At 63.7% G+C, this 22,857-nt stretch carries 18 protein-coding genes; 4 read left to right on the top strand and 14 right to left on the bottom strand.

All coding sequences use genetic code 11. The features are described from left to right. Window positions 1–85 precede the first annotated feature (85 nt). Entirely contained in the window at window positions 86–811 is a 726-nt protein-coding gene (gene phoU, locus LB536_RS15565) for a phosphate signaling complex protein PhoU (protein WP_140757825.1), read from the bottom strand. A gap of 116 nt (window positions 812–927) precedes the next feature. Beyond that, a complete protein-coding gene (locus tag LB536_RS15570) occupies window positions 928–2,193 on the bottom strand; it encodes an ATP-binding protein (RefSeq protein WP_224593982.1) in 1,266 nt (421 codons plus the stop codon). Between the two features lie 156 nt (window positions 2,194–2,349). Between LB536_RS15570 and ppk2 the strand changes: the two genes are divergently transcribed. Then, entirely contained in the window at window positions 2,350–3,255 is a 906-nt protein-coding gene (gene ppk2, locus LB536_RS15575; protein ID WP_224593995.1) for a polyphosphate kinase 2, read from the top strand. Window positions 3,256–3,353: 98 nt separating this feature from the next. On the opposite strand, the gene LB536_RS15580 is transcribed toward ppk2, so the two are convergent. The 3 genes from LB536_RS15580 to LB536_RS15590 form a co-directional block, all read right to left on the bottom strand. Continuing rightward, on the bottom strand, window positions 3,354–4,103 hold the full coding sequence (locus LB536_RS15580) for an enoyl-CoA hydratase-related protein (protein WP_140811331.1): 750 nt from the start codon (window positions 4,101–4,103) through the stop codon (window positions 3,354–3,356). After that, window positions 4,100–4,738: an acyl-homoserine-lactone synthase gene (locus LB536_RS15585; protein WP_140757829.1), complete on the bottom strand. Its 639-nt coding sequence runs from the start codon at window positions 4,736–4,738 to the stop codon at window positions 4,100–4,102. Before LB536_RS15585 ends, LB536_RS15580 begins: the two co-directional genes overlap by 4 nt. A 98-nt stretch (window positions 4,739–4,836) precedes the next feature. Then, a complete protein-coding gene (locus tag LB536_RS15590; protein ID WP_224593998.1) occupies window positions 4,837–5,568 on the bottom strand; it encodes a helix-turn-helix transcriptional regulator in 732 nt (243 codons plus the stop codon). 259 nt (window positions 5,569–5,827) lie between these two features. Between LB536_RS15590 and LB536_RS15595 the strand changes: the two genes are divergently transcribed. Then, entirely contained in the window at window positions 5,828–6,679 is an 852-nt protein-coding gene (locus LB536_RS15595) for a transporter substrate-binding domain-containing protein (protein ID WP_140811332.1), read from the top strand. A gap of 69 nt (window positions 6,680–6,748) precedes the next feature. On the opposite strand, the gene LB536_RS15600 is transcribed toward LB536_RS15595, so the two are convergent. Then, a complete protein-coding gene (locus LB536_RS15600; protein ID WP_224594002.1) occupies window positions 6,749–7,162 on the bottom strand; it encodes a tellurite resistance TerB family protein in 414 nt (137 codons plus the stop codon). Window positions 7,163–7,319: 157 nt separating this feature from the next. Here LB536_RS15600 and LB536_RS15605 point away from each other — a divergent pair, with 157 nt between their 5' ends. Next, the gene (locus LB536_RS15605) at window positions 7,320–8,966 is read left to right on the top strand and encodes a lysine--tRNA ligase (protein WP_224594005.1); all 1,647 of its coding nucleotides are present in this window, start codon (window positions 7,320–7,322) and stop codon (window positions 8,964–8,966) included. On the opposite strand, the gene LB536_RS15610 is transcribed toward LB536_RS15605, so the two are convergent. The 8 genes from LB536_RS15610 to LB536_RS15645 all read right to left on the bottom strand — a co-directional run bounded on the left by LB536_RS15610 (window position 8,932) and on the right by LB536_RS15645 (window position 18,329). Further along, on the bottom strand, window positions 8,932–9,783 hold the full coding sequence (locus LB536_RS15610; protein WP_411966550.1) for a thermonuclease family protein: 852 nt from the start codon (window positions 9,781–9,783) through the stop codon (window positions 8,932–8,934). The two genes, LB536_RS15605 and LB536_RS15610, sit on opposite strands and share 35 nt — an antisense overlap. Window positions 9,784–9,792: 9 nt before the next feature. Further along, the gene (locus LB536_RS15615) at window positions 9,793–10,437 is read right to left on the bottom strand and encodes a helix-turn-helix transcriptional regulator (protein WP_140811336.1); all 645 of its coding nucleotides are present in this window, start codon (window positions 10,435–10,437) and stop codon (window positions 9,793–9,795) included. 124 nt (window positions 10,438–10,561) lie between these two features. Next, window positions 10,562–11,107 carry a thioesterase family protein gene (locus tag LB536_RS15620; protein WP_224594009.1) on the bottom strand — a complete coding sequence of 182 codons (546 nt, stop codon included), beginning with the start codon at window positions 11,105–11,107 and terminating at the stop codon, window positions 10,562–10,564. A 9-nt stretch (window positions 11,108–11,116) separates the two neighbouring features. Then, window positions 11,117–13,336: a 3-hydroxyacyl-CoA dehydrogenase NAD-binding domain-containing protein gene (locus tag LB536_RS15625; protein ID WP_224594012.1), complete on the bottom strand. Its 2,220-nt coding sequence runs from the start codon at window positions 13,334–13,336 to the stop codon at window positions 11,117–11,119. 13 nt (window positions 13,337–13,349) lie between these two features. Continuing rightward, window positions 13,350–14,558: an acetyl-CoA C-acetyltransferase gene (locus tag LB536_RS15630; protein ID WP_224594015.1), complete on the bottom strand. Its 1,209-nt coding sequence runs from the start codon at window positions 14,556–14,558 to the stop codon at window positions 13,350–13,352. Between the two features lie 32 nt (window positions 14,559–14,590). Then, window positions 14,591–15,763: an acyl-CoA dehydrogenase family protein gene (locus LB536_RS15635; RefSeq protein WP_224594017.1), complete on the bottom strand. Its 1,173-nt coding sequence runs from the start codon at window positions 15,761–15,763 to the stop codon at window positions 14,591–14,593. A 46-nt stretch (window positions 15,764–15,809) separates the two neighbouring features. Beyond that, window positions 15,810–17,600 carry an acyl-CoA dehydrogenase gene (locus tag LB536_RS15640; RefSeq protein WP_224594019.1) on the bottom strand — a complete coding sequence of 597 codons (1,791 nt, stop codon included), beginning with the start codon at window positions 17,598–17,600 and terminating at the stop codon, window positions 15,810–15,812. 267 nt (window positions 17,601–17,867) lie between these two features. Continuing rightward, window positions 17,868–18,329 carry a MerR family transcriptional regulator gene (locus tag LB536_RS15645; protein WP_140757838.1) on the bottom strand — a complete coding sequence of 154 codons (462 nt, stop codon included), beginning with the start codon at window positions 18,327–18,329 and terminating at the stop codon, window positions 17,868–17,870. 455 nt (window positions 18,330–18,784) lie between these two features. Here LB536_RS15645 and LB536_RS15650 point away from each other — a divergent pair, with 455 nt between their 5' ends. Beyond that, the gene (locus LB536_RS15650; RefSeq protein ID WP_224594022.1) at window positions 18,785–22,804 is read left to right on the top strand and encodes a peptidoglycan-binding protein; all 4,020 of its coding nucleotides are present in this window, start codon (window positions 18,785–18,787) and stop codon (window positions 22,802–22,804) included. The last annotated feature ends 53 nt before the right edge of the window (window positions 22,805–22,857 follow it).

The raw sequence follows: 22,857 nt of genomic DNA on the forward strand, positions 1-22,857 counted from the left end.
AAAGCGTTGCCTTCCCTGGGGAACCAGCAAGTTTATCTCGGGATAGTTTAGCGCAATATGATTAAGCGTTCGAGAGGACGTGCGTTCACTTCACCGGCAGCGCCGCGGGGAGGCCGATCTTGTCCGTCTTGTCGCTCTTCGGCCGCTCGGCCGGCATCTGGTCGCCGGTGACGATGTAGTAGATGGTCTCGGCGATGTTGGTGGCGTGATCGCCGATACGCTCGATGTTCTTGGCGCAGAACAGCAGATGCGTACAGGGCGTGATGTTGCGCGGATCTTCCATCATGTAGGTCAGCAATTCGCGAAACAGCGACGTGTACATGGCATCGATCTGGTCGTCACGGTCGCGCACGAAGCCGATCTTGTCGACCGAACGCGACGCGTAGACGTCGAGCACTTCCTTCAGCTGGGTCAGCGCCAGGTTGGCCAGAGCCTCCAAGCCGCGGAAAAGGCTGGTCGGCTGACGGCCGTCGGTGACGGCAGCCACCCGCTTGGCGACGTTCTTGCCGAGGTCTCCGACCCGCTCGAGGTCGGCCGAAATGCGGATGGCGCCGACGATCTCGCGCAGGTCCGTCGCCATCGGCTGGCGCTTGGCGATGATGATGATCGCCTTGTCGTCGATCTCACGCTGCCCCTCATCCAGCACGGCGTCATCGCGAATGACTTTCTGGGCCAATCCCGGATCGGCATTGACCAAGGCGGCGACCGCCTGCTCGACCATGCGCTCGGCATGGCCGCCCATCGCCGCGATGCGCTTGGAGAGATCTTTCAGTTCCTCGTCAAAGGCGCTCATTGTGTGAACGGATTGCATGGACGAAATGCCTTCCCACGGGGTGTCTTGTCTTTGAGTCGTTTCCTCGAATCCCCGCTGATACGCTAACCGGATGACAGAAAAAAGAAACGGTCCCGTGGAAAACTAGGGCAGTATCAGTGCACCGGCAAATGGACCGAGAAGGCGGCGCCCTTGCCGACCTCGGACCTGATCGTCAGCCTGGCGTTGTGACGCGTCAGGATGTGCTTGACGATCGACAGGCCAAGACCCGTGCCTTTCTGCGTGCGGCTGGTCTCGACATCGATGCGATAGAAGCGCTCGGTGATGCGCGGGATATGCTCCTCGGGAATGCCGGGGCCAAAATCCCTGATCGTCACGTCGATGCCCGGTTCGGCACCATCTTCGCCGAGCGCGATCGACACCACAACCCGCCCGCCCGACTGGCCGTATTTGCAGGCATTTTCCAAAAGGTTCTCGAACACCTGGAACAGCTCGTCGCGATCGCCCGGCACATCGAGCGACCCCTCGGCGAAATCGCGCTCGATGACGACATTGTTTTCCCGGGCGAGCGGTCCGAGCGAATCGATGACGCCGTCCACGGTCTGGCGCAGATCGACTTCGGTTCCCGGCTTCAGATAGGGCTTCATCTCCAGCCGCGACAGCGACAGCAGGTCATCGATCAGGCGCGCCATGCGGCCGGTCTGGTTCTGCATGATCTGGAGGAACTGCTCGCGCGCCGCCGGATCGTTGCGGGCCGGTCCGCGCAGCGTTTCGATGAAGCCCGCGATCGAAGCCAGCGGGGTGCGCAACTCATGACTGGCATTGGCGATGAAGTCCGCGCGCATGCGGTCTATGCGCCGCGCCTCGCTCTGGTCCTTGAAGACCAGCACATAGAGGTCGGTGCCATGCCCGACCGAGGAGGCGCTGACCCGGTAGGCCCGTTCGACGGGCAGTTTCTCGGTGTAGTCGACAACATCCGAGGCGACGGTGCCCGACAGGACACTGTCCAGCAGCGCCTGCATTTCCGGCGCCCGGAATTTCAGCGGCAGCGATATGCCGGGCGCGATGCCGCCAAAGGCGGCAAAGGCGGCGGCGTTGGCGTGGACGATGGTGGCGGCATGGTCGAAGATGATGAGCGGATCGGCGACGGCGGCCGCCAGATATTCGCCCGACAGGCGCTGCAAGCCCATCGCCTCGATTGCCCCGGCGCCCTCGGCGGAATGGCGCGCACCCGCCACCGGCAATATTGCCGCCGCCAGCAGCAGGAGCAGCGCCGGTACCAGCACGTAGGCGGAAATACCCGCGAAGCCATAGGTGATCAGGACCCCCAGGACACTGGCCGCGAGCAGCCAGCGGCTGTTCCACAGCCGGCCGGCGATCGCTTGCCCCGTGCCTTTCTGCTCCGCGCCCAGGTCAGTCATTCGCGCGCCCAGCCTCCACCGGTCACACGGCGGCGAAAACTTCCGCTGGACCGCAAATCAAAAGTGCTACAGCGTCCTTCGCGTGTCCAAATGGACGCGCGGCGCTGTAGTGGCTCCCAATAGCATGAGTCCAGACACTTAAAAGGGTTCGTCTGCATGAATAAGGCCAAGGAAAATTCCGCCACGCCAACAGGTCCGCTGAAAATCCGGATCGGCGGCAAGGAACGGGAGTTCGACATCGAGAATCCCGCGCTTCCGGACTGGGTCGAGGAGAACAAGCTGACCGCAGGCGGGTATCCCTACGACAAGAAGATGAAAGGCGAGGAGTATGACGAAACGCTCGAGCAATTGCAGATCGAGCTGGTCAAGGCGCAAGCATGGCTGCAGGCGACCGGCAAACGGGTGATGGCGCTGTTCGAGGGGCGCGACGCTGCCGGCAAGGGTGGCACGATCTTCGTGCTGCGCCAGTACCTCAACCCGCGCACGGCGCGCAACGTCGCGCTGACCAAGCCGACCCCGACGGAGTTGGGGCAATGGTATTACCAGCGCTATGCCGATCATTTCCCGACGTCGGGCGAATTCGTCACCTTCGACCGCTCCTGGTACAACCGCGCCGGCGTCGAGCCGGTGATGGGTTTTTGCACCCCCGAACAGCACGAGAAGTTTCTCAACGAGACGCCGCATTTCGAACGAATGATCGTCAATGACGGCATGCATTTCTTCAAATTCTGGCTGAACATCGGCCAGGAGACGCAGCTCGAGCGCTTTCACGATCGCCGCTACAGCCCCCTGAAGAGCTGGAAGTTCTCGCCGATCGACATTGCCGGCATCACCAAGTGGGACGATTACAGCAAGGCGCGCGACAGCATGCTCGAGCACACCCACAAGGAGTTCGCGCCATGGATCATCGTGCGGGCCAACGACAAGCGCCGCGCGCGGCTGGCGGTGATGCGTCGCATCCTCCTGTCGCTGCCCTATGAGGGGCGCGATCTCGATGTCATCGGCAAGGAAGACAGGAAGATCATCGGCGAGGGACCATCATTCCTCGGCAAGCAGGACTGACGCTTTTGGTGCCGCGCAGCCAAAGGGAGCGCGGCACAATTTGATAGACGCACTACCGATTCAGGTTTCAGGCCGATTCGACCTGAAACCATCCGACTCTAGGCCGCCAGGCGCGCGATCCGCTGCAACCGTCGCAGCGTCGCGTCGTCTTGCAGCGCCTGCTGGAACAGCGATATCTCCTCATCGATGCGCTCGCAAAGTGCCGTGGTGTTGCCCTTGAGCAGGCCGCGCGTCTGCAGCAACGCCGCAACCGGCTTTTTGACGAGCTGCCTGGCCCGGCCGAGCGTCGCCTCCTCGACGCTGCCCTCCGGGACGATCTCGGCGACGAGGCCGAGCGCCCTGGCGTCCTCGGCACGAAGCGTGTCGCCGAGGCAGAAGAAGCGGAAAGCGCCGGCATAGCCGAGCTTCTGCGGCGCCAGGATGCTGGTCGCCGCGTCCGGCACCAGGCCAAAATCGACGAACGGCACCCGGAACGTGCTTTTTTCCGACGCGATCACCATGTCGCAATGGAACAGGATGGTGCAGCCGACGCCAACGGCATCGCCGTCGACACAGGCCAGGATGGGCTTGGGAAACGTCGCCAGCATGCGGAACATGTCGGTGACGGCGGCGATCAGCTTCTGATGCTTGGTGGCATCCAGGAATTCGGAAAAGTCGCCGCCAAGACAGAAGCAGCCCGCCAGGCCGCGCAGCACGACGACCCGCACCTCGTCGTTCTCGGCGGCTTCGTGGAACGTCCTGGCAAGGCTCTCATAGGCCCGTCTGTCGAGCACCGGCCGGCCGTCATTCGACGATACGGTGACGATCAGCGCGTGGTTGCGCAGTTCAGGCTGCGGATGCGCGTTCATGACGCCCTCCTTTGGCCGAACATGTCGGGATATCCCCTGGCCAGGACGGGTGCATGATGTTTGCGGCGCGAACGCACCACGTCCAGCGTGTGCTCGTTGAAGGTGAGCAGCGTCGCCACGACCTGCTGGTTGCCATAGGTGCGCTGATAGCCCAGCGGCGTCGCCAGGAAGTGCAACTGCAGTGCGCGCAGCACCCACATCGGCTCGAACTCGATGATCACCTTGTCGACGCCGCGCTTCAGACCCCACTCGACGAAACCGGCTATCAATTCCGTGCCGACGGTCGAGACGCCGCGCCGGCCATCGCGAAAACCCGGAGCCACCGCATAGCGGGTCAACTCCCAGATGTTGGGACCCGCCGGCGGCGTTCCTTCGGAGAGATCGGTCAACACCTCGGTCAAGAGATGCGGCCGCGTGGTCGGCAACATCCGCTGATAACCCGCGACTTCATTGCCCCTGATGACGATCTGATGCACCGCCTCGTCATGATCGAACTGGTCGACCTCGAACCCGTCGGGGCGACGCAGGTCCTCCCATCCCATTTCCTCGACGAATATCCGATAGCGCAGCCGATGGACGGCCTCCCAGAGGTCGGGGCGTTCCATCAATTCTTTGGTCGAAAGACAAAAAAGCATTCCGTAGTCTCCTGTGTTTCAGGGGAAGATACGGCCGTGCTTCGATGCGAAAATTGCGTGATCACGTAGGCGAGAAGTTCTAGGCCGGCACGGCCGACCTAGCTAATGTATCCCCGCCTTATCGCCTCGGCGACTGCCTGCACCCGGTTGACGGCACCGAGTTTGCTTTTGGCGTTAAGAAGATGTTTCTCCGACGTGTGTTCGGAGATGCCGAGGATTTGCGAAATCTCCCATTCGGACTTGCCGACGGCGGCCCATTGCAGGCACTCGCGTTCGCGCGGCGTCAGTTCGATGTGATCGATGGTCGTGGCCGCCATGGTGTGGAGTTGCATGGCGCGGCCAACGGCATAGGTCGAGACCAGCGAGACCAGGCCGAACTCGGCCGCCGACAGTTCCACGGCCTCGCCACCCAGCGACACCATGACGATTTCGCCGTCGAGCGTGATCAGCGGAAAGGCCAGCCCATCGCGAAGCTTGAAGGCGCCGGCGTCGCCCATCACTTCGCCACTGCCCTTGTCGATGCGAAGCCCCTGGGCGGCTTCCCGCCACTGGAACGGCGCCTGCAGCTGTTTCATGTGACTGACGACCGGATCGTGATCGACATAGTTGCGCGTCACATAGCGCTCGAGCCATTCGACCGGCCAGTCGCAAAGCAGCACATGCTGCTTTTGCTGACCCGTGGGCGTGCGCGGCTTCGGAACGGTTCCGGCCATCAGCGCGGTCAGGCCGAACTCCGATGTTACGCCCAACAGTTTCTCGCAGACCGCGGCCGCCGTTGCGGCGTGCTGCACCTGGTCTATGTATTCCAGCGTCCGATCGAACTGACCCATCGCAACATCAACCCCATGTTGCCTTATGCATTAAAGTCCATGGTCCACGCCTTGCCGGCACTTCGCCACCGACCAGGAATTGCAAAGCGCCCGCTTCCGGTTGTGGTTCTCGACCCTGGTACCCCACCAGGGCAGCCACCGCTGTTTGCAAACCCACCGAACCATATCCTGAAATCGAAGCGTTGAAATCAAAAAGCATTGTGCCTGTACCATTTTCGTACCAAAACCGGCACGAGAACGAGTGCGGCGGAGTTCTATCTTGGCGTTCCAATGGAGGTTCCAGGTCCTGGCAGCGGCGCTCATCGCGGCCCTGGCTTGGGTTCCCGGAGCGCGCGCGGCGGAGCCGCAGGTACCGGTGCTATGGGACGCCAAGGAGCGGCTGCCCAAGCCGGACCTTTCGGCACTGCCGCGGCTGCGGTTCCTGACGACCACGGATTTTCCGCCCTTCAATTTCCTCGACGGTGCGGGAAAGCTGTCCGGTTTCCATATCGACATGGCGCGCGCCATCTGCGCGGAACTCGGCATCGTCGACAAATGCCAGATCCAAGCCTTGCCGTGGGCGGAGCTTCAAGGCGCGCTCGAGAAAGGCGAAGGCGAAGCGATCATCGCCGGCATTGCCGCAACGCCGCAGTCACGCCAGACATACGCCTTCTCGCGCGCCTACCTGCAGTTTCCGGCACGCTTCATCATGCCCAAGAACAAGGCGCTGGCGGAACCGATCTTCGACAAATTGCGCAGTAAGCGCGTCGGCGTGATATCAGGCTCGGCGCATGAACGCATGCTGCGCGACTATTTCAGCACGGTCCAGGTCGTCCCCTTCGACGGGCCGGAAGCGCTCTACGGCGACCTCAAGGCTGGCAAGATCGACGCGGCCTTCGGCGACGGCATGCGCTTCGCCTTCTGGCTCGGCGGCTCCGATGCGGCCGGCTGCTGCCGCTTTGCCGGCGGCCCCTACCTGGCGCCCGAATATCTGGGCACCGGCATGGCAATCGCCACGCGCGCCGACAATCCGGCGCTGGCCGCAGCACTCGACTACGCATTGCAGGAGATTTCGATGAAAGGCACTTTCGCCGAATTCTACCTGCGCTATTTCCCGGTCAGCTTTTTCTGATCCGGTTCCCGGTCAGTTTTTTCTGATCCGGTCCCGGTCAGTTTTTTCTGAGTCGGCGTAACGCTCTCTTCAGGTGAGCGTGCGAAGCCTTGCCTTGGCCGCACGGCCGATGGCCGCCACGGTCAACGTGTCGAGATCGAGCTGACGGCGGATCAGTTGCAGCACGCGCACCTCCTCCATCCGCATCTCCAGATCGACGGCGGCGACCTCGAAGGCGGCGGCGTAGGCGGTGTCGTGCAGCCGCTCCGGCAGCGCCTCCGCAACCTGGGTCAGGACCCCCTCCAGCCCATCCTTCTCGTGCAGCATCTTTTGGCAGGCCTGGGCCACGGAAACCAGCCGGTCCTGCCTGAAATCCTCGAACACCGGCCACGAGCGGACGACCTCGCCGATCCTGGCCAGTTCGATGTCGGTCATGTCCCGGTCTGAGGCCGATGTGATGACCATCAGATAGATCAGGGCTTCATGTGGGGTCGGCGACGGCATTCTTTACTCCTTGACGGGCTCCGAAGGTAGGAAGGAGAGCCCGAGGCCGCAAGGAAAAAGCGCTCCACGCGTTGACGCTCCGGCCACGCGCGCCTAGAGACCGGTTGAAAATCGACACTTGCAGCCAGAACGGCGAATAATTTTGGAAAACAGGACCATGGCGGGATCAAACATCATCGATCTCAATCCCGAACTGCTGACGGCTGCGGTCGAGAGCAAGGCATGGCCGTTCGAGGAAGCCAAAAAGATCATCGAGCGCTACAAGGGCGCCGACTTTCCAGAAACGATCCTGTTCGAGACCGGCTATGGACCGTCGGGCCTGCCGCATATCGGCACGTTCGGCGAAGTGGCGCGCACCTCGATGGTGCGCCATGCGTTCCGCGTGCTGACGCGGGACAAGGTCGCCACCAAGCTGCTGTGCTTTTCCGACGACATGGACGGCATGCGCAAGATACCCGACAGCGTGCCGGATCGCGCAGCGCTCGAGCCATATCTGCACAAGCCGCTGTCATCGGTGCCCAACCCCTTCGGCGGCGACTATGCGAGCTTCGCCGACCACAACAATGCGATGCTCTGCCGCTTCCTCGACACGTTCGGTTTCGACTACGAGTTCGCCAGCGCGACGCAGTACTACAAGGCCGGCCGCTTCGATGCGATGCTGTTGCGCGCCGCCGAACGCTACGACCAGATCATGGCGGTCATGCTGCCGACGCTCGGACCTGAGCGACAGGCGACCTACAGCCCCTTCCTGCCTATCTCGCCGAAGAGCGGGCGCGTGCTTTACGTTCCCATGAAGCATGTGGACGCCAAGGCCGGCACCATCACCTTCGACGATGAAGGCACCGAAACCACGCTGCCGGTCACCGGTGGCCGGGTGAAGCTGCAGTGGAAGCCGGATTTCGGCATGCGCTGGGCGGCGCTCGGCGTCGACTTCGAGATGTTCGGCAAGGACCACCAGACCAATGCGGTGGTCTATGACCGCATCTGCAACATCCTGGGCGGGCGGGCGCCGGACCATTTCGTCTACGAGCTGTTCCTCGACGAGAACGGCCAGAAGATTTCCAAGTCGAAGGGCAATGGCCTGACCATCGACGAATGGCTGGCCTATGCACCGGCCGAGAGCCTGGGGCTCTACATGTACCAGCGGCCGCGGCAGGCCAAGAAACTGTATTTCGACGTCATACCGCGGGCGGTGGACGAATATTACACCTTCCTCGCCGCCTATCCCCGTCAGGACTGGAAGGAGCGGCTGGGCAACCCGGTCTGGCATATGCATGACGGCAATCCGCCCGCCATCGACATGCCGGTGCCGTTCTCGCTGCTGCTCAACCTGGTCAGTGCCTCCAATGCGCAAAACAAGGACGTGCTGTGGGGCTTCATCTCGCGCCACGTGCAGGGCGTGACGCCGGCCACCCATCCCGAGCTCGACCGGCTGACGGCCTATGCGATCCGCTATTTCGACGATTTCGTGAAGCCGACGAAAACGTTTCGACCGGCCGACGAGGTCGAGCGCGAAGCGCTGGTGGCTCTCGAAAAGGCACTTGGCGACTTGCCGGCGGGCGCCAGCGGCGAGGCGATCCAGAACGCTTCGCTCAACGTGGCGCGCAAGATCGAGCGCTATCAGGATCATTCCAAGCAGAGTCCGGAAGGCGGCCCCGGCGTTTCGGGCGCCTTCTTCCAGATGATCTATCAGGTACTGATCGGCCAGGAACGCGGCCCACGCTTCGGATCCTTCGCCGCCCTCTACGGCGTCCCCGAGACCCGCTCGCTCATTCAGAAGGCGTTGGCTGGTCAGCTGGGTTGAGGACGCCGCCGTCCTCTTCCAGGATCGAACCCGGCGCCTGAGGCGCCGGGGCGGGCGCTGCCGGCGCCGCCGAGATGCCGGCGAGGTTCGGCGCCGGTCCGAAAATGCCTTTCTTCGCGCTCTGCGCCTTGTTGCCGGCCCCGACATAGGGCCCACCCTTGGCGGCGCGCGCCCAGCCGTTTTCGACCAGCCATTGACCGACGTCCAGCTTGCCGATCCGGCACTCGACCGCGATCCGGTCGCGACCACCTTCCGGCGGCACCAAGCAGACCACGGCGCGGCCGCGCAGGAAGGCACGGAACGCCGTGCGAGCACGGATGCCGCACGGCCAGGATTTGCCGTCGGTGGTGCAGGTCTCGTCCTGCCCGACGACATCGATGCCGGAAACGGCGACCGAATAGCCTTTCGCCTCGATCAGGCCGGCAGCCGGCGCGACCGGCTGGAACAGCTTCGTGCCGTTCCAGTTGTCGGGCATCTTCGGCTTGGGCGGCACGGCCAGCGCCAGCTTGCTCAGCGGTTCGCGGGGCTCGACCCTCTCGAGCTCACCGGCGGGCAGTTCCGGCGGCGCGACGACCTGCGGATCGATCGCCCTCGAATGCGCCGCCGGCTTTGGCGGCTGGGGAGCAGGTATGGCGGACGTTGCAGATTCTTCTGGCACCGGTCCGGTGTCAGCTTGCGGGATCGTATCGGCGCCGGGATCGATCTGATCCACCGCCACAGTGCTTGCGCTGCCTTTCAGCGTGCGTCCTCCGGCAACGACCAGCGCCGCCATCACCGGAACCATCAGAACCGCCAGGACCAGATGAGGAAGTCGCACCCGTTGCACCTATTGGCTTGCCCAGACGATCCGCGCCACCCATTCGACCTCGCGCATGGGGATGTCGCGGTCCGGATGCTCCGGATTGAGCGAGACCAGCGCGATCGACTTGACGGTCTGGCGCTCGAGCACCTTGGCCATCACCTCGCCGGATGTGGTCTTGACGACGACGCGATCCCCTTTGCGGGTGGCGGCGCCCGGCTCGACGATGAGCACATCGCCGTTGCGGTAGAGCGGCAGCATGGAATCTCCTTGCACCTGCAGCGCATAGGAACTTTCGGTCGATTGCGCCGGCAATTCGACGAGATCCCAGCCCTGCCCGGCCGGAAAACCGGCATCGTCGAAGAAGCCGCCGGCGCCTGCCTGGGCAAAGCCGAGCAACGGCACGGCGCGCCGGCGGGATGTCGCGACGACGACCTCACCGCGACCTTCGATCAGGCCGGTGAATTCGTCCAGCGAAGCGCCCGTCGCCTCGATGATCTTGGCCAGCGATTCGGTCGAGGGCCAGCGCGGGCGGCCATCCGACGACAGGCGCTTGGATTTGTTGAAGGCGGTCGAATCGAGACCGGCGCGCCTCGCCAAACCCGAGGCCGAGAGGGAATAGCGCTCGGCCAGAGCGTCTATGGCGGCCCACACGCGGTCGTGCGAGAGCATTTTGCGCGCTCCTTCGAGACAGGAAAAAATGCCTGTTCCTTCTAGTCCCTGCATACCGGTTTGTCTACCAGGCGCGGGCCCACGCCATGCACCGTGAAGGCCGAAGAGATTACAATTTCCGGGATCAGCCTGTTCCCTTGGCCAAGGCGCGCAAACCCCGATGCGAGGTCATGAAAATGCGTTCCGCCTCGGTCGGTGGCCGCGGGTTCACCGCACGGCCAAGTGCGGCGACTACCTGGTCAATGTCGAGGAAGCGGCGCGCCTTGCGGTCGTACACACCGGCCGTCGTCATGATCTCGGCGGCCGTCTCGCCATTGTCGAGGACGAAACGGTGTTTGCCGATGACCTGGGTACCTTCCCAGGTCTCGATCGAGGACACCACTTCGAAGCGCCGCCACAGACGGATCTCGCGGGCGTAGACGGCCTGCAGCCCGCCCATCATCGGCGCCCAGCCATTCTTCCTAGCCAGCGTGATGAGACCAGCGCGGACAAACAGGTCTATGCGGCCAAGGTCGGCCAGCATCATGTAGCGCGCATTGTTGAGATGGACGTTGAAATCGATGTCGGTCGGTAGGCAGCGAAAGGCCAGCCGGCCTTCGCCGCCCATCATATAGGGACCACGGCTGCGCGCCGTGGCCAGCATGCGCGCCATGCGCGCCCAGACATACATGACGCTGTGTCAGGCTGCCTGCTTCACGTCGCCCTTGGCATAGGGATCGAAGCGTTCGTAGAAGGTCTCACCTTTCTCGGCCATGTCGATAAGCAGCTTGGGCGCCTTGAACTCGGCGCCATACTTCTTCTGCAGGCCCTTGGCGATCTTGACGAATTGCTTGGCGCCGATCCCGTCGATGTAGGACAGCGCGCCACCGGTGTAGGGCGCGAAGCCGAAGGCCAGGATCGAGCCGACATCGGCCTCGCGTGGATCGGTGACGATACCCTCTTCCATCACGCGTGCTGCTTCGAGCGCGATGGTGACCAGCAGGCGCTGCTGCAGCTCCTCATAGTCGACCTTCTCGGCCGCGAGCTGCGGGTAGAGGTCCTTCAACCCCGGCCACAGCTTCTTCTTCGCGGGCTTGGCCGGATAGTCGTAAAAACCCTTGCCATTCTTGCGGCCGAAGCGGCCGTGGTCGTCGACCATGATGTTGATCAGCGCCATCTGTCTGGGGTCGACGGCCTTGTGGCCGAGATCCTTGATAGTCTGCTTCATGATCTTCTGGGCAAGGTCGATGGCCGTCTCGTCGGTCAGAGCCAAGGGACCGACCGGCATGCCGGCGGCCTTCGCCGCATTCTCGATCATTGGAGCGGGCACACCTTCGATCAGCATCTTGTAGGCTTCCGACATGTAACGCAGCACGCAGCGGTTGACGTAGAAGCCGCGCGTGTCGTTGACGACGATCGGCGTCTTCTTGATGGCGCGCACGAAGTCGATCGCGGTGGCCAGCGCCTTGTCGCCGGTCTTCTTGCCCAAGATGATCTCGACCAGCATCATCTTGTCGACCGGCGAGAAGAAGTGGATGCCGATGAAATTCTTCGGCCGCGCCGAATTCTTGGCCAGACCGGTGATCGGGATGGTCGAGGTGTTCGAGGCGAAGATCGCCGACGACTTCAGCACGGCTTCCGCCTGTTCGGTGGCGTTCTTCTTGACGGCGGAATCCTCGAACACCGCTTCGACGACGAGATCGCAGCCGGCGAGGTCGGCATAGTCTGCCGTCGGCGTGATCAGCGAGAGGAGCTTGTCCTTCTCCTCGGGCTTGGCGCGGCCCTTCTTGACCTGATCCGAGACCAGGCTCTCGGAATGCGCCTTGCCCTTTGCGGCCGCTTCCATATCCCGGTCGAGCAGAACCACCGGAATGCCGGCCTTGGCGGTGACATAGGCAATGCCCGCGCCCATGAAGCCGGCGCCGAGGATGCCGATCTTCTTGAACTTGGTGTCCGGCACGCCGGCCGGGCGGCGCGCGCCCTTGTTCAGCTCCTGCAGCGACACGAATAGCGAGCGGATCATAGCCGCCGCTTCCTTGCTCCGCATGATCTCGGTGAAATAGCGCTGCTCGATCCTGAGCGCGGTGTCGAAGGGCACCAGCAGGCCCTCATAGACGCATTTCAGGATCGCGACGGCGGCCGGGTAATTGCCGTAGGTCTCGCGGCGCAGAATGGCGATGGCCGGCGGCCACAAATTGGCACCTGCCGCCGAATAGATCGGCCCGCCGGGCAGCTTGAAACCCTTCTCGTCCCAAGGCGCCACCGGCTTGAGGCCGTTCCTGATCATCGCCTTCGCAGTCTCAACCAGCTTCGCCGGTTCGGCGATCTCGTGGATCAGGCCCATCGCCTTCGCCTTCTGCGGCGACAGGGTCTGGCCGGAGGTCAGCATCTGCAACGCCTGTTGCTGGTCGGTCAGCCGCGGCACGCGCTGGGTGCCGCCGGCACCGGGGAAGATGCCGATCTTGACCTCGGGGAGCGCCATCCTGACCTTGTCGGAGTCGGCCGCGACGCGGCCATGGCAGGCGAGCGACATTTCGAAGGCGCCGCCCATGCAGGTGCCGTTGATCGCCGAGACCCATGGTTTGCCGCAGGTTTCCAGCTTGCGGAACAGGCCGTTCATGATGCCGGCATTGTCGAACAGCGCCTTGGTCGCCTTTTCGACATCCTTGACCTTGTCAGTGGCGAAGGTGGTCAGCATCTTCTGCAGCAAGGTGATGTCGGCGCCACCGGAGAAGGTGTCCTTGCCGGAGGTGATCACCGCGCCCTTGATGGCGGCATCGCCGGCCACCTTGTCCACGATGGCGTTCAACTCGCGCATCACCTCTTCGGTGAAGACGTTCATCGAGCGGTCAGGGCTGTTCCAGGTGACCAGCGCGATGCCGTCGGCGTCGATGTCGAGGGTGAAATTGGCGTAGCTCATCGTTCTCTCCCCGTCAGACGCGTTCGATGATGGTTGCGGTACCCATGCCGGCGCCGATGCACAGTGTCACCAGCGCGGTGTTCAAGTCGCGGCGCTCGAGTTCGTCCAGCACCGTGCCGAAGATCATCGCGCCGGTGGCCCCGAGCGGATGGCCCATGGCGATGGCGCCGCCATTGACGTTGATCTTGTCGTGCGGGATCTCGAAAGCCTGCATGTAGCGCAGCACGACCGAGGCGAAGGCCTCGTTGAGCTCGAACAGGTCGATGTCCGACAGCTTCATCTTGGCGCGCTTCAACAATTTCTCGGTGACGTCGACCGGGCCGGTCAGCATCAGCACGGGCTCGGAGCCGATGTTGGCGAAGGTGCGGATACGCGCGCGCGGCTTGAGACCCATTGCCTTGCCGGCCTTCTTCGAGCCGAGCAGCACGGCCGCCGCGCCATCGACGATGCCGGATGAGTTGCCGGCGTGGTGGACGTGGTTGACCTCCTCGACCTCGGGATGCTTCTGCACCGCCACCGCGTCGAAGCCGCCCATTTCACCGGGCATGACAAAGGACGGATTGAGCGAGGCGAGCGACTGCATGTCGGTCGACGGCCGCATATGCTCGTCATGGTCGAGAATGGTGAGACCATTCTGGTCCTTGATCGGGATGACCGAGTTCTTGAAGCGGCCATCTGCCCAGGATTTTGCGGCGCGCTTCTGGCTCTCGACCGCGTAGGCGTCGACGTCGTCGCGCGAGAAACCGTATTTGGTGGCGATCAGGTCGGCCGAAATGCCTTGCGGTACGAACCAGCCGGGAAGGCCGACCGAAGGATCCATGAACCAGGCGCCGCCGGACATGCCCATGCCGACGCGCGACATCGATTCGACGCCGCCGGCGATGACGATTTCATCGGCGCCCTGGGCGATCTTGGCGGCGCCGAAATTGATGGCGTCCAAGCCGGAGGCGCAGAAGCGCGAGATCTGCATGCCGGGTGCCTTGGTGTCGTAGCCGGCCTCGAAGGCGGCGGAACGCGGAATGACGGAACCCGCCTCGCCGACAGGATCGACGCAGCCGAAGATGATGTCGTCGACGTTGCCGGTGTCCAGCCCGTTGCGGTCGCGCAGTGCCTCGAGCGTCCTGGCGGCGAGCCGCACCGCCGGCACCTCGTGCAGCGATCCGTCCTTCTTGCCCTTGCCGCGCGGCGTGCGCACGGCGTCATAGACATAAGCTTCGGCCATTTTCATGCTCCTTGGGTTCGCTGAAAAGCTGCTCAGAGCGAGCGTCCGATCAGCAATTTCATGATCTCGTTGGTGCCGCCATAGATGCGCTGGACGCGAGCGTCGCGGAACATGCGGGCGATCGGATATTCATTCATGTAGCCATAGCCGCCATGCAATTGAAGGCATTCGTCGACGACTTTGCCCTGCAGGTCGGAGAGCCAGTACTTGGCCATTGAGGCCGTTACCGGATCCAGCCCGCCATCGATGTGGCGGGTGACGCAGTCATTGTAGAAGACCCGGCCGATGGTGGCCTCGGTCTTCAATTCAGCCAGTTTGAACTGGGTGTTCTGGAAGTCGATGATCGCCTTGCCGAAGGCCTTGCGCTCCTTGACGTAATCGATCGTCAGCGCCAGCGCCCGCTCGATCATGGCGATCGCCCCGGTGCCGATCTGAAGCCGCTCCTGCGGCAATTGCTGCATGAGCTGGACGAAGCCTTGTCCCTCTTCATGGCCGAGCAGGTTGGATGTCGGCACACGCATGTCGTTGAAGAACAGTTCCGACGTGTCGTTGGCCTTCAGCCCGATCTTGTCGAGGTTGCGGCCGCGCTGGAAGCCTTCGACCTCATCGGTCTCGACGATCATCAGCGAGGTCCCCTTGGCGCCCTTCTCCGGATCGGTCTTGGTGACGATGATGATGAAGTTGGCGAGCTGGCCGTTGGTGATGAAGGTCTTGGAGCCGTTGATCTTGTACTGGTTGCCGTCCTTCTCTGCACGGGTCTTGACACCCTGCAGGTCGGAACCGGCGCCGGGCTCCGTCATGGCGATGGCGCCAATCAGTTCGCCGGTGGCTAGCCTGGGCAGCCATTTCTTCTTCTGCTCTTCCGAGCCGTAATGGAGGATGTAGGGTGCTACGATCGAATTGTGCAGGCCGATGCCGAAACCGTCGACGCCGACATGGCCGATCGCCTCGATGATGGCGCTCTCATGCGCGAACGTGCCGCCCGAGCCGCCATATTCCTCCGGCATGGACGCGCAGAGCAGGCCGGCGGAACCTGCCTTCAGCCAGCTTTCGCGGTCGACCATCTCGTTCTTCTCGAACTCGTCGTAACGCGGCGCGATCTCCTCCGACATGAAACGGGTAGCCATGTCGTAGAGCATGCCGACCTCGTCGGCCGCCCAGGCTGGTTTCGGCAAGGAGAGCACTTCGGCGGGATTTGTCGCCACGATTTCCTCCGCGTATCGACAGACAGAAAGGCCAGCGAGACCGAGTTTAGAATGCTTCCGCCGGCAGGGCCATCAGCGTATCGGCGCCACTCGAAATACGGGCGAGGTGCGCCGAGGTTTCCGGCATGATCCGTTCCATGAAGAAGCGCGCCGTCACGACCTTGTTGTCATAGAAAGGCTGGGAGCCGTTGGCACCCGCCTTGCCCTGTGCCGCCTTGGCCATCTGGGCCCACATGTAACCCAGCGCCACGAGGCCGAAGAGATGCATATAGTCGGTCGAGGCCGCACCCGCATTGTCGGGCTTGGCCATGCCGTTCTGCAGCAGCCACATGGTCGCCGCCTGCAAATCGTTGAGGCCCTTCTTCAGACCCTTGGTGAAGGGCACCATCTTCTCGTCGGCCCGGTTCTCCTCGCAGAATTCGCCTACCTCCTTGAAGAAGGCCTGTATGGCGCGGCCGCCGTTCAAGCCGAGCTTGCGGCCGACGAGGTCGAGCGCCTGGATGCCGTTGGCGCCTTCATAGATCATGGCGATGCGGGCATCGCGCACGAACTGGCTCATGCCGTGCTCTTCGATGTAGCCGTGGCCGCCGAAGACCTGCTGCGCCATCACGGCGTGGTCGAAGCCCTTGTCGGTGAGCACACCCTTGACCACCGGCGTCATCAGGCCGGTGTAATCGTCGGCCGCCTGGCGGTCCTTATCGTCGGCGGAGCGGTGCGCGATGTCGGACTTGATCGCCGTCCACAGCGCCAGCGCGCGGCCGGCCTCGTTGAAAGCCTTCATGGTCATCAGCGAGCGGCGGATGTCGGGATGGACGATGATCGGATCGGCCTTCTTATCCGGTGCCTTCGGACCCGACAGCGAACGGCCCTGCAAGCGGTCCTTGGCGTAGGCGACGGCGTTCTGGTAGGCGATCTCCGACAGCGACAGGCCCTGCAGGCCGACGCCAAGCCGCGCCTCGTTCATCATCGTGAACATGGCCTTCAGGCCGCCATTGGCCTCACCCAGCAGCGTGCCTTCGGCCTCGTCATAATTCATGACGCAGGTCGAGTTGCCGTGGATGCCCATCTTCTCCTCGATGGAACCGCAGGAAACGGTGTTGCTCGTCTCTGGATTGCCCGACGCGTCGAGCTTGAGCTTCGGCACGATGAACAGCGAGATGCCCTTGACGCCTTCCGGTGCGCCTTCGATACGGGCCAGCACCAGATGAACGATGTTGTCCGACATGTCATGCTCACCGGCCGAGATGAAAATCTTCTGGCCTGAAATCTTGTAGGTGCCATCGCCGTTCGGCACCGCCTTGGTGCGCAGCAAGCCGAGATCGGTGCCGCAATGCGGCTCGGTCAGGTTCATGGTGCCGGTCCAGCTGCCCTCGACCATCCTGGGCAGCCAGGTCGCCTTCTGCTCGTCGGTGCCGTGGGTGATGATGGCGGCAATCGCCCCTTGCGTCAGGCCCGGATACATCATCAGCGCCATATTGGCCGACACCATGTATTCCGACACTGCCTGGTGGACGGTGTAAGGCAGGCCCTGGCCGCCGAACTCGACGGGAGCCGCAAGGCCCATCCAGCCGCCTTCGCGATACTGGTCGAACGCTTCCTTGAAGCCCTTGGGCGTGGTCACCGAGCCGTCGTCGTGGCGCACGCAGCCTTCCATGTCGCCGACACGGTTGAGCGGATGCATGACGTTCTCGGCGAGCTTGGCACCTTCGGCGAGAATTGCCTCCAGCACGTCGGGCGTCGCGTCGGCGAATCCGGGAAGGTTCGAATAGCGCTGATAGCCCAGAACTTCGTTGAGCACGAACAGCGTGTCCTGGACCGGGGCCCTGTAGATCGGCATGCTTTTCCTCCACCATGCGGATTAGGCCCCGAAATCAAGCCGTGCGCGGCAAGCGGGCCAATGTCGAAGCCGCAATAGCAAATATTGACGTTTGCGTAAACGTCAATATTTTTGATGCGACAAGATTTCCGCCGCCACGCGCGCGGCGCCTGGCGTTGCGGCATTGCGCGAGGCAGCTGGAAACAGCAGGCCAAAGATAGCAAAAAGCCGCGCGGCATGGCCACGCGGCTTTGACGGTGAAGGGATCCGACAGTGTCGGAGAGTGGCTTAGCTCGCGACGCTAGCCTGCGGCGCCGTACGCTCGGCCAACATCTTGCGCACCGCAGACATCGAGCCGCTGAGCTCATTGATGGCGTCGTCGATCAGTGTCCGCTGCTTCTGCAGGCGAGCGAGCTGCTTCTCCGACTTGTCCAGCGCCAGCCGCAACTGCTTGGTGTTGGAACCGGTCGGATCGTAGAGGTCCATCATCTGCTTGACGTCGCGCAGCGAGAACCCAACCTTGCGGCCGAGCAGGATCAGCTTCAGCCTGGCCTTGTCGCGGCGCGTATAGAGACGGGTCGAACCGTCGCGCTGCGGGTTGAGCAGGCCCTTGTCTTCATAGAAGCGCAGCGTGCGCAGCGTCACGCCGTACTTTTTGGCCATTTCGCCGATTCGCGAGAGATCCTCGCCGGCTTCGACAGATGCATTATTGGTATTGGCCGCGGTCTCGCCGGCCGAGATAAGTTTCATGGTCACTGGCTTCCCCGTTTGGTGGCGTCGCGGTCCTGGACCAGGCGTCGCCTGACTGGAAGCGGGGGCGTGCTTCCGGCCGTGGTTTCGACAAACAAATCGCAAAACAGCACGGTTGACGCGCCATTTACGTTTACGTCAATTCTATACCGATAGCCGCCTCATGACGCAAGGGCGTTCTGAAAACGGTGCTTTATGCCGCACCGGACGTCGCGACAGCCAACTTCCTCGCAATTTCTTAAGCTTGGTTAACGCGTTGTTTACCACGTTGGGCGAAATGTGCGCATGTCGGCTACCCGTGGTTATCCTGTATCGAATTTTTCACGGTTTTTCGGAGCGCGGGTGAAACCCGGGAAGCTAGTCTTCCACCGTGGCATGGAAGCGCGGTCGCCTCGTTCCGGCAGGGACTTGGGGAGCTGGTCGCAAGCCGGCCAATCTGAAAGACGGACGCACCGATGAACAGCAAGCGGTCCTACCTCGATACACTCAATGCCGGCAGGCAGCGCAAGCCGCAGACCACGCTCGAGCAGTTGAACCGCTCGCTGGAGACCCTGGAACAGCGCCTGGGGCAGACGCGCGAGGACGCGACGGCACGCCCCGCTCCTCGCCAATATGGCGCCGACCCGCGTTACCCCGCCGCCGAACCGCGTTATCCCGCCGCGCAGCCGATGCCCCAGCAGCGCTGGTATGAGGATCCGCAGCCGGCACCGCGTGCGCACAACCCTGCACCCTCCCCTGCCTTCGACCAGAATTATCAGGCGATCGCGCGCGACATCGACCGCGTGCGCGGCCAGGAAGACAGCGTCGCCATGGTCGGCAAGATCGCGGGCGAACTGCGCGGCATGCGCGAGGAACTGCGCCACCAGGTGACCTCGGGCCTGCAGCGCGAATTCGACGCGCTGCGCAAGGATATCGACCGCGCCTTCCAGTCGAACGCCAAGCCCGGCGCGACAGGCAAGGGCAGCGCCGAACTCGGCGTGGAATTCGAGCGGCTTTCCGGCGCCATCAAATCGTTGTCGGAGAAGAGTGACGACCGGAGCGTCAATCTGCTGCGACTGGAACTCGAGCAGGTCAAGGCCGCGCTCGATACGTTGGCGCGCGAGGAGAGCGTGCAGAAGGTCGACCGCCGCTGGGACGATTTCGATCGTCGATGGACGGCTTTCGAGGACCGCGTCGACGCCGATCAGCGCAAGCGCTCCGACGATCCCGCCCTTGCGGCCCTGACCGACCGGCTGGAGCAGATCAGCAACGCCGTCAACAACCTGCCGGAATCGCTGTCGCTGCGTTCGCTGGAGGAAAAGGTCCGCACTCTGGCTGGGGCGGTCGACCATTTCGCCAACCAGCAGGACAATCGCGGCGGCGGCACGCTGGCCATGATCGACGAGCGGCTGGACGAGATTTCCCGCGCCATCGTAGCCTCGACAGTCGCCGCGCAGGCGAATTCAATCGACCATGAAGCCTTCGAGCGCATCGAGAAGCGGATCGACTCGCTCGCCCAGCAGATCGAGGAAGTGGCGCAGGACCGTCCCGGCAATGTCGTGATCGACCGGCTGAACACGCTGTCGAGCCGGGTCGATGACCTTGCCGGCCGCGCCAACCTGCCCGAGCAGGCGATGGAACGGCTCGCCAAGCAGATCGCGCTGATCGCCGACAAGATCGATCAGGCGCCGGCCGTGCCCGACGCCGACTACATCTTCCACGGGCTGGAACAGCGCTTCGACGTGCTGTCGGGCATGATGGAGCGTCGGCAGGGCGACGCCATCGAACAGGGCAACATGCTGTTTCGCGATCTCGAGCGCCGGCTGGACGAGGTTGCCGACCGGCTGGACCAGCGCAGCATGGCGCAGGTCGACAGCGCCGGCATCATGGACGCCATCGATGCCCGCTTCACCGCACTGGCCAAGCGTATGGAAACGCGCGCTCCCGATCCCGCCGGCGAGGCGGCGATCCGCGGGCTGGAAAGCCGGCTCGAGGATATTTCAAGCCGGCTGGACGCTTCGGCGGCCCAAGTCGCCGGCATCGATCCGGCGCTGATCCGCAGCCTGGAGGCGCAGGTCGCCGGCCTGTCGGCGCATCTTTCCAAGCCCAGTACGCCATTGCCGGACTTCGAGGACATCAGCCCGCGCCTCGACGAAATCGAGAAAGCACTGGCCGGGACCCGCGATTCCATCCTCGGCGCCGCACGCGAAGCGGCTGAGAACGCGGTGCGCTCGCTGGCCGGAACGAGCACCAATACGGCCGCGGTATCTGGCCTTGCCCAGGACCTGAAGACGCTGGAGACATTGACGCGGCGTTCCGACGAGCGCAATTCGCGCACCTTCGAGGCCATTCACGATACACTGCTCAAGATCGTCGACAGGCTGGGTTCGCTGGAAACCAGCGAACCGTCCGAAGCGATAAGCGAACTCCTCGACGCGGCTCCGACCGAACCGAGCGGCTGGCGTGGCGTGCGGCGGCACAAGATGGCCGTGAACGCACCGTCGATGGCCATGGACGAGCCGCAGCCGCTGACCGGCATGGCCGATCTCGACGCGCGTGCCATGGCCATATTGCGCGCCGACCCGGCATCAGGCGAGCCGGCGCTGCACGTCGAATCGGGCTTGTCTGCCCGGCCGGGCGCGCGCTCGCCCGCGGAAGCCGCCGCCGCCGCCGCGATGGCCGCACTCGGTTCCGACATCGTCGCCGGAGAGGACCAGCCGGCAGGCCGCAAGTCGATGTTCGGCGGGCTGGCGCGCGCCTTCAAGGGCAAGAAGGCGGCGGACGTTCCGCCGCTGGCCGGCTCGGCGCCGAGCGTTGATTTCCCGAGTGCCGATCTCGACGAGCCGCTCGACCCGAAAGTCGCCAACCGCCCGCTGGAACCCGGCTCTGGCGCGCCCGACCTCAACGCCATCATGAAGCGCGTGCGCGACGAGCGGGGACAGCCGGCAAAGCTCGGGGAGAGCGACGCAGCGAAATCGGATTTCATCGCCGCTGCCCGGCGCGCGGCGCAGGCGGCCGCGGCCGAGGCCGACGCCCTCAAGCGCCAGTCGACGATGAAAGGCCCGGTCAAGGCCCTCAGGATAGGCGACCTCCTCAAGGCGCGGCGCAAGCCGATCCTGATGGCGGCGGCAGCGATCATGCTGGCGCTTGCCGGCCTGCAGCTCGGCAAGGCCTTTCTTTCGGATCCCGCCCAGGTGGCAAATAACGACGGGGCCCCGATCGTCGCCTCGCAGCCGGTAAAGACGGCATCCGTCGGTACCGCAAGCCAGCCGAAAACCGAAATCCAGCCGGCGGCGACGGACAGCGCGCCGGCCCGTGCCGTCAGGCAGGCCGAACAATCCGCGCCGGCAAGCAAGGACGACATGGCGGCGCAGACCGTCATGGCCATGCCGTCTGATACGGATGCGACGCCGGATACGGCGCCCGCCGCGCCCGCTCCGGCACCGGTCGCGTCGACCATGACTTCCGGCCCGAGCACAACCGCTCCCGACTCTATGGCATCGGCCGCGCCTGTTGCTCCGATGACCGCTGCTCCCACCGTGACGGATCCGGCCCCTGCTGCGCCAACAGCGGCAACGGCCAACGACACGACTGGCGCCGTTGCGCCCATGGACAAGGCGGCGGCGACGGCCGCGACCAAGTTCGACATCCCGGCCGATGCCGGCCCTGCCGCCTTGCGTGACGCCGCCGCTGGTGGCGACGCCAAGGCACTGTTCGAGGTGGGCTCGCGCTACGCCGAGTCGCGCGGTGTCAAGGAAGACATGCCGGCTGCCGCCAAATGGTACGAGAGGTCGGCGGAACTCGGCTTCGCACCAGCCGAATACCGCATCGGCAATTTCTACGAGAAGGGCATCGGCGTCGCGCGCGACATCAAGAAGTCGAAGACCTGGTACCAGCTCGCCGCCGCTCAGGGCAACGCCAGCGCCATGCACAATCTGGCGGTGCTGTTCGCGATGGCCGCTGACGGCGTGACCGACAATGAATCGGCCGCGCACTGGTTCCAGGAGGCCGCCGACCTCGGCGTCAAGGACAGCCAGTTCAATCTCGGCATCCTCGCCGCCAAGGGCGTCGGCATGAAGCAGAACCTGGAAGAATCCTACAAATGGTTCGCACTCGTCGCCAAGACCGGCGACAAGGACGCCGCGGCCAAGCGCGACGAGATCGCCAATGCGCTGCGGCCCGAGCAGCTCGAGCGGGCGCGCGCCGCGACTGAATTGTGGAAGGCCAAGCCGCTCAACGCGGCGGCCAATTCGGTGGACATTCCCGAATCCTGGCAGGAAGGCACGCCGCAGACGACCGCCGGCATCGACATGAAGAAGGCGGTCAAGAACATCCAGCTCATCCTCAACAAGAACGGCTATGACGCCGGCGGCGCCGACGGCGTGATGGGCGACAAGACCAAGAACGCGATCATCGCTTTCCAGACCGCCAACAAGCTGCCGGCGACCGGCGCGGTCGACGAGCAACTGGTCAAGGCATTGCTGGCGCGCAAATAACGGCAGAAGCGTCGTTTCCACGACGCTCTTGCCATACATTTGCCTGTTAACTG

Source organism: Mesorhizobium sp. ES1-3 (assembly GCF_020164795.1).
Taxonomy (GTDB): Bacteria; Pseudomonadota; Alphaproteobacteria; order Rhizobiales; family Rhizobiaceae; genus Mesorhizobium.

What these genes read in the sequence shown, in the direction of transcription:
- LB536_RS15625 (WP_224594012.1), bottom strand. Translation starts at nt 13,336, where the DNA reads ATGAGCTACGCCAATTTCACCCTCGACATCGACGCCGACGGCATCGCG.
- LB536_RS15645 (WP_140757838.1), bottom strand. Translation starts at nt 18,329, where the DNA reads ATGAAACTTATCTCGGCCGGCGAGACCGCGGCCAATACCAATAATGCA.
- ppk2 (WP_224593995.1), top strand. Translation starts at nt 2,350, where the DNA reads ATGAATAAGGCCAAGGAAAATTCCGCCACGCCAACAGGTCCGCTGAAA.
- LB536_RS15585 (WP_140757829.1), bottom strand. Translation starts at nt 4,738, where the DNA reads ATGCTTTTTTGTCTTTCGACCAAAGAATTGATGGAACGCCCCGACCTC.
- LB536_RS15620 (WP_224594009.1), bottom strand. Translation starts at nt 11,107, where the DNA reads ATGTATGTCTGGGCGCGCATGGCGCGCATGCTGGCCACGGCGCGCAGC.
- phoU (WP_140757825.1), bottom strand. Translation starts at nt 811, where the DNA reads ATGCAATCCGTTCACACAATGAGCGCCTTTGACGAGGAACTGAAAGAT.
- LB536_RS15605 (WP_224594005.1), top strand. Translation starts at nt 7,320, where the DNA reads ATGGCGGGATCAAACATCATCGATCTCAATCCCGAACTGCTGACGGCT.
- LB536_RS15600 (WP_224594002.1), bottom strand. Translation starts at nt 7,162, where the DNA reads ATGCCGTCGCCGACCCCACATGAAGCCCTGATCTATCTGATGGTCATC.
- LB536_RS15570 (WP_224593982.1), bottom strand. Translation starts at nt 2,193, where the DNA reads ATGACTGACCTGGGCGCGGAGCAGAAAGGCACGGGGCAAGCGATCGCC.
- LB536_RS15630 (WP_224594015.1), bottom strand. Translation starts at nt 14,558, where the DNA reads ATGGCCGAAGCTTATGTCTATGACGCCGTGCGCACGCCGCGCGGCAAG.
- LB536_RS15640 (WP_224594019.1), bottom strand. Translation starts at nt 17,600, where the DNA reads ATGCCGATCTACAGGGCCCCGGTCCAGGACACGCTGTTCGTGCTCAAC.
- LB536_RS15615 (WP_140811336.1), bottom strand. Translation starts at nt 10,437, where the DNA reads ATGCTCTCGCACGACCGCGTGTGGGCCGCCATAGACGCTCTGGCCGAG.
- LB536_RS15650 (WP_224594022.1), top strand. Translation starts at nt 18,785, where the DNA reads ATGAACAGCAAGCGGTCCTACCTCGATACACTCAATGCCGGCAGGCAG.
- LB536_RS15580 (WP_140811331.1), bottom strand. Translation starts at nt 4,103, where the DNA reads ATGAACGCGCATCCGCAGCCTGAACTGCGCAACCACGCGCTGATCGTC.
- LB536_RS15590 (WP_224593998.1), bottom strand. Translation starts at nt 5,568, where the DNA reads ATGGGTCAGTTCGATCGGACGCTGGAATACATAGACCAGGTGCAGCAC.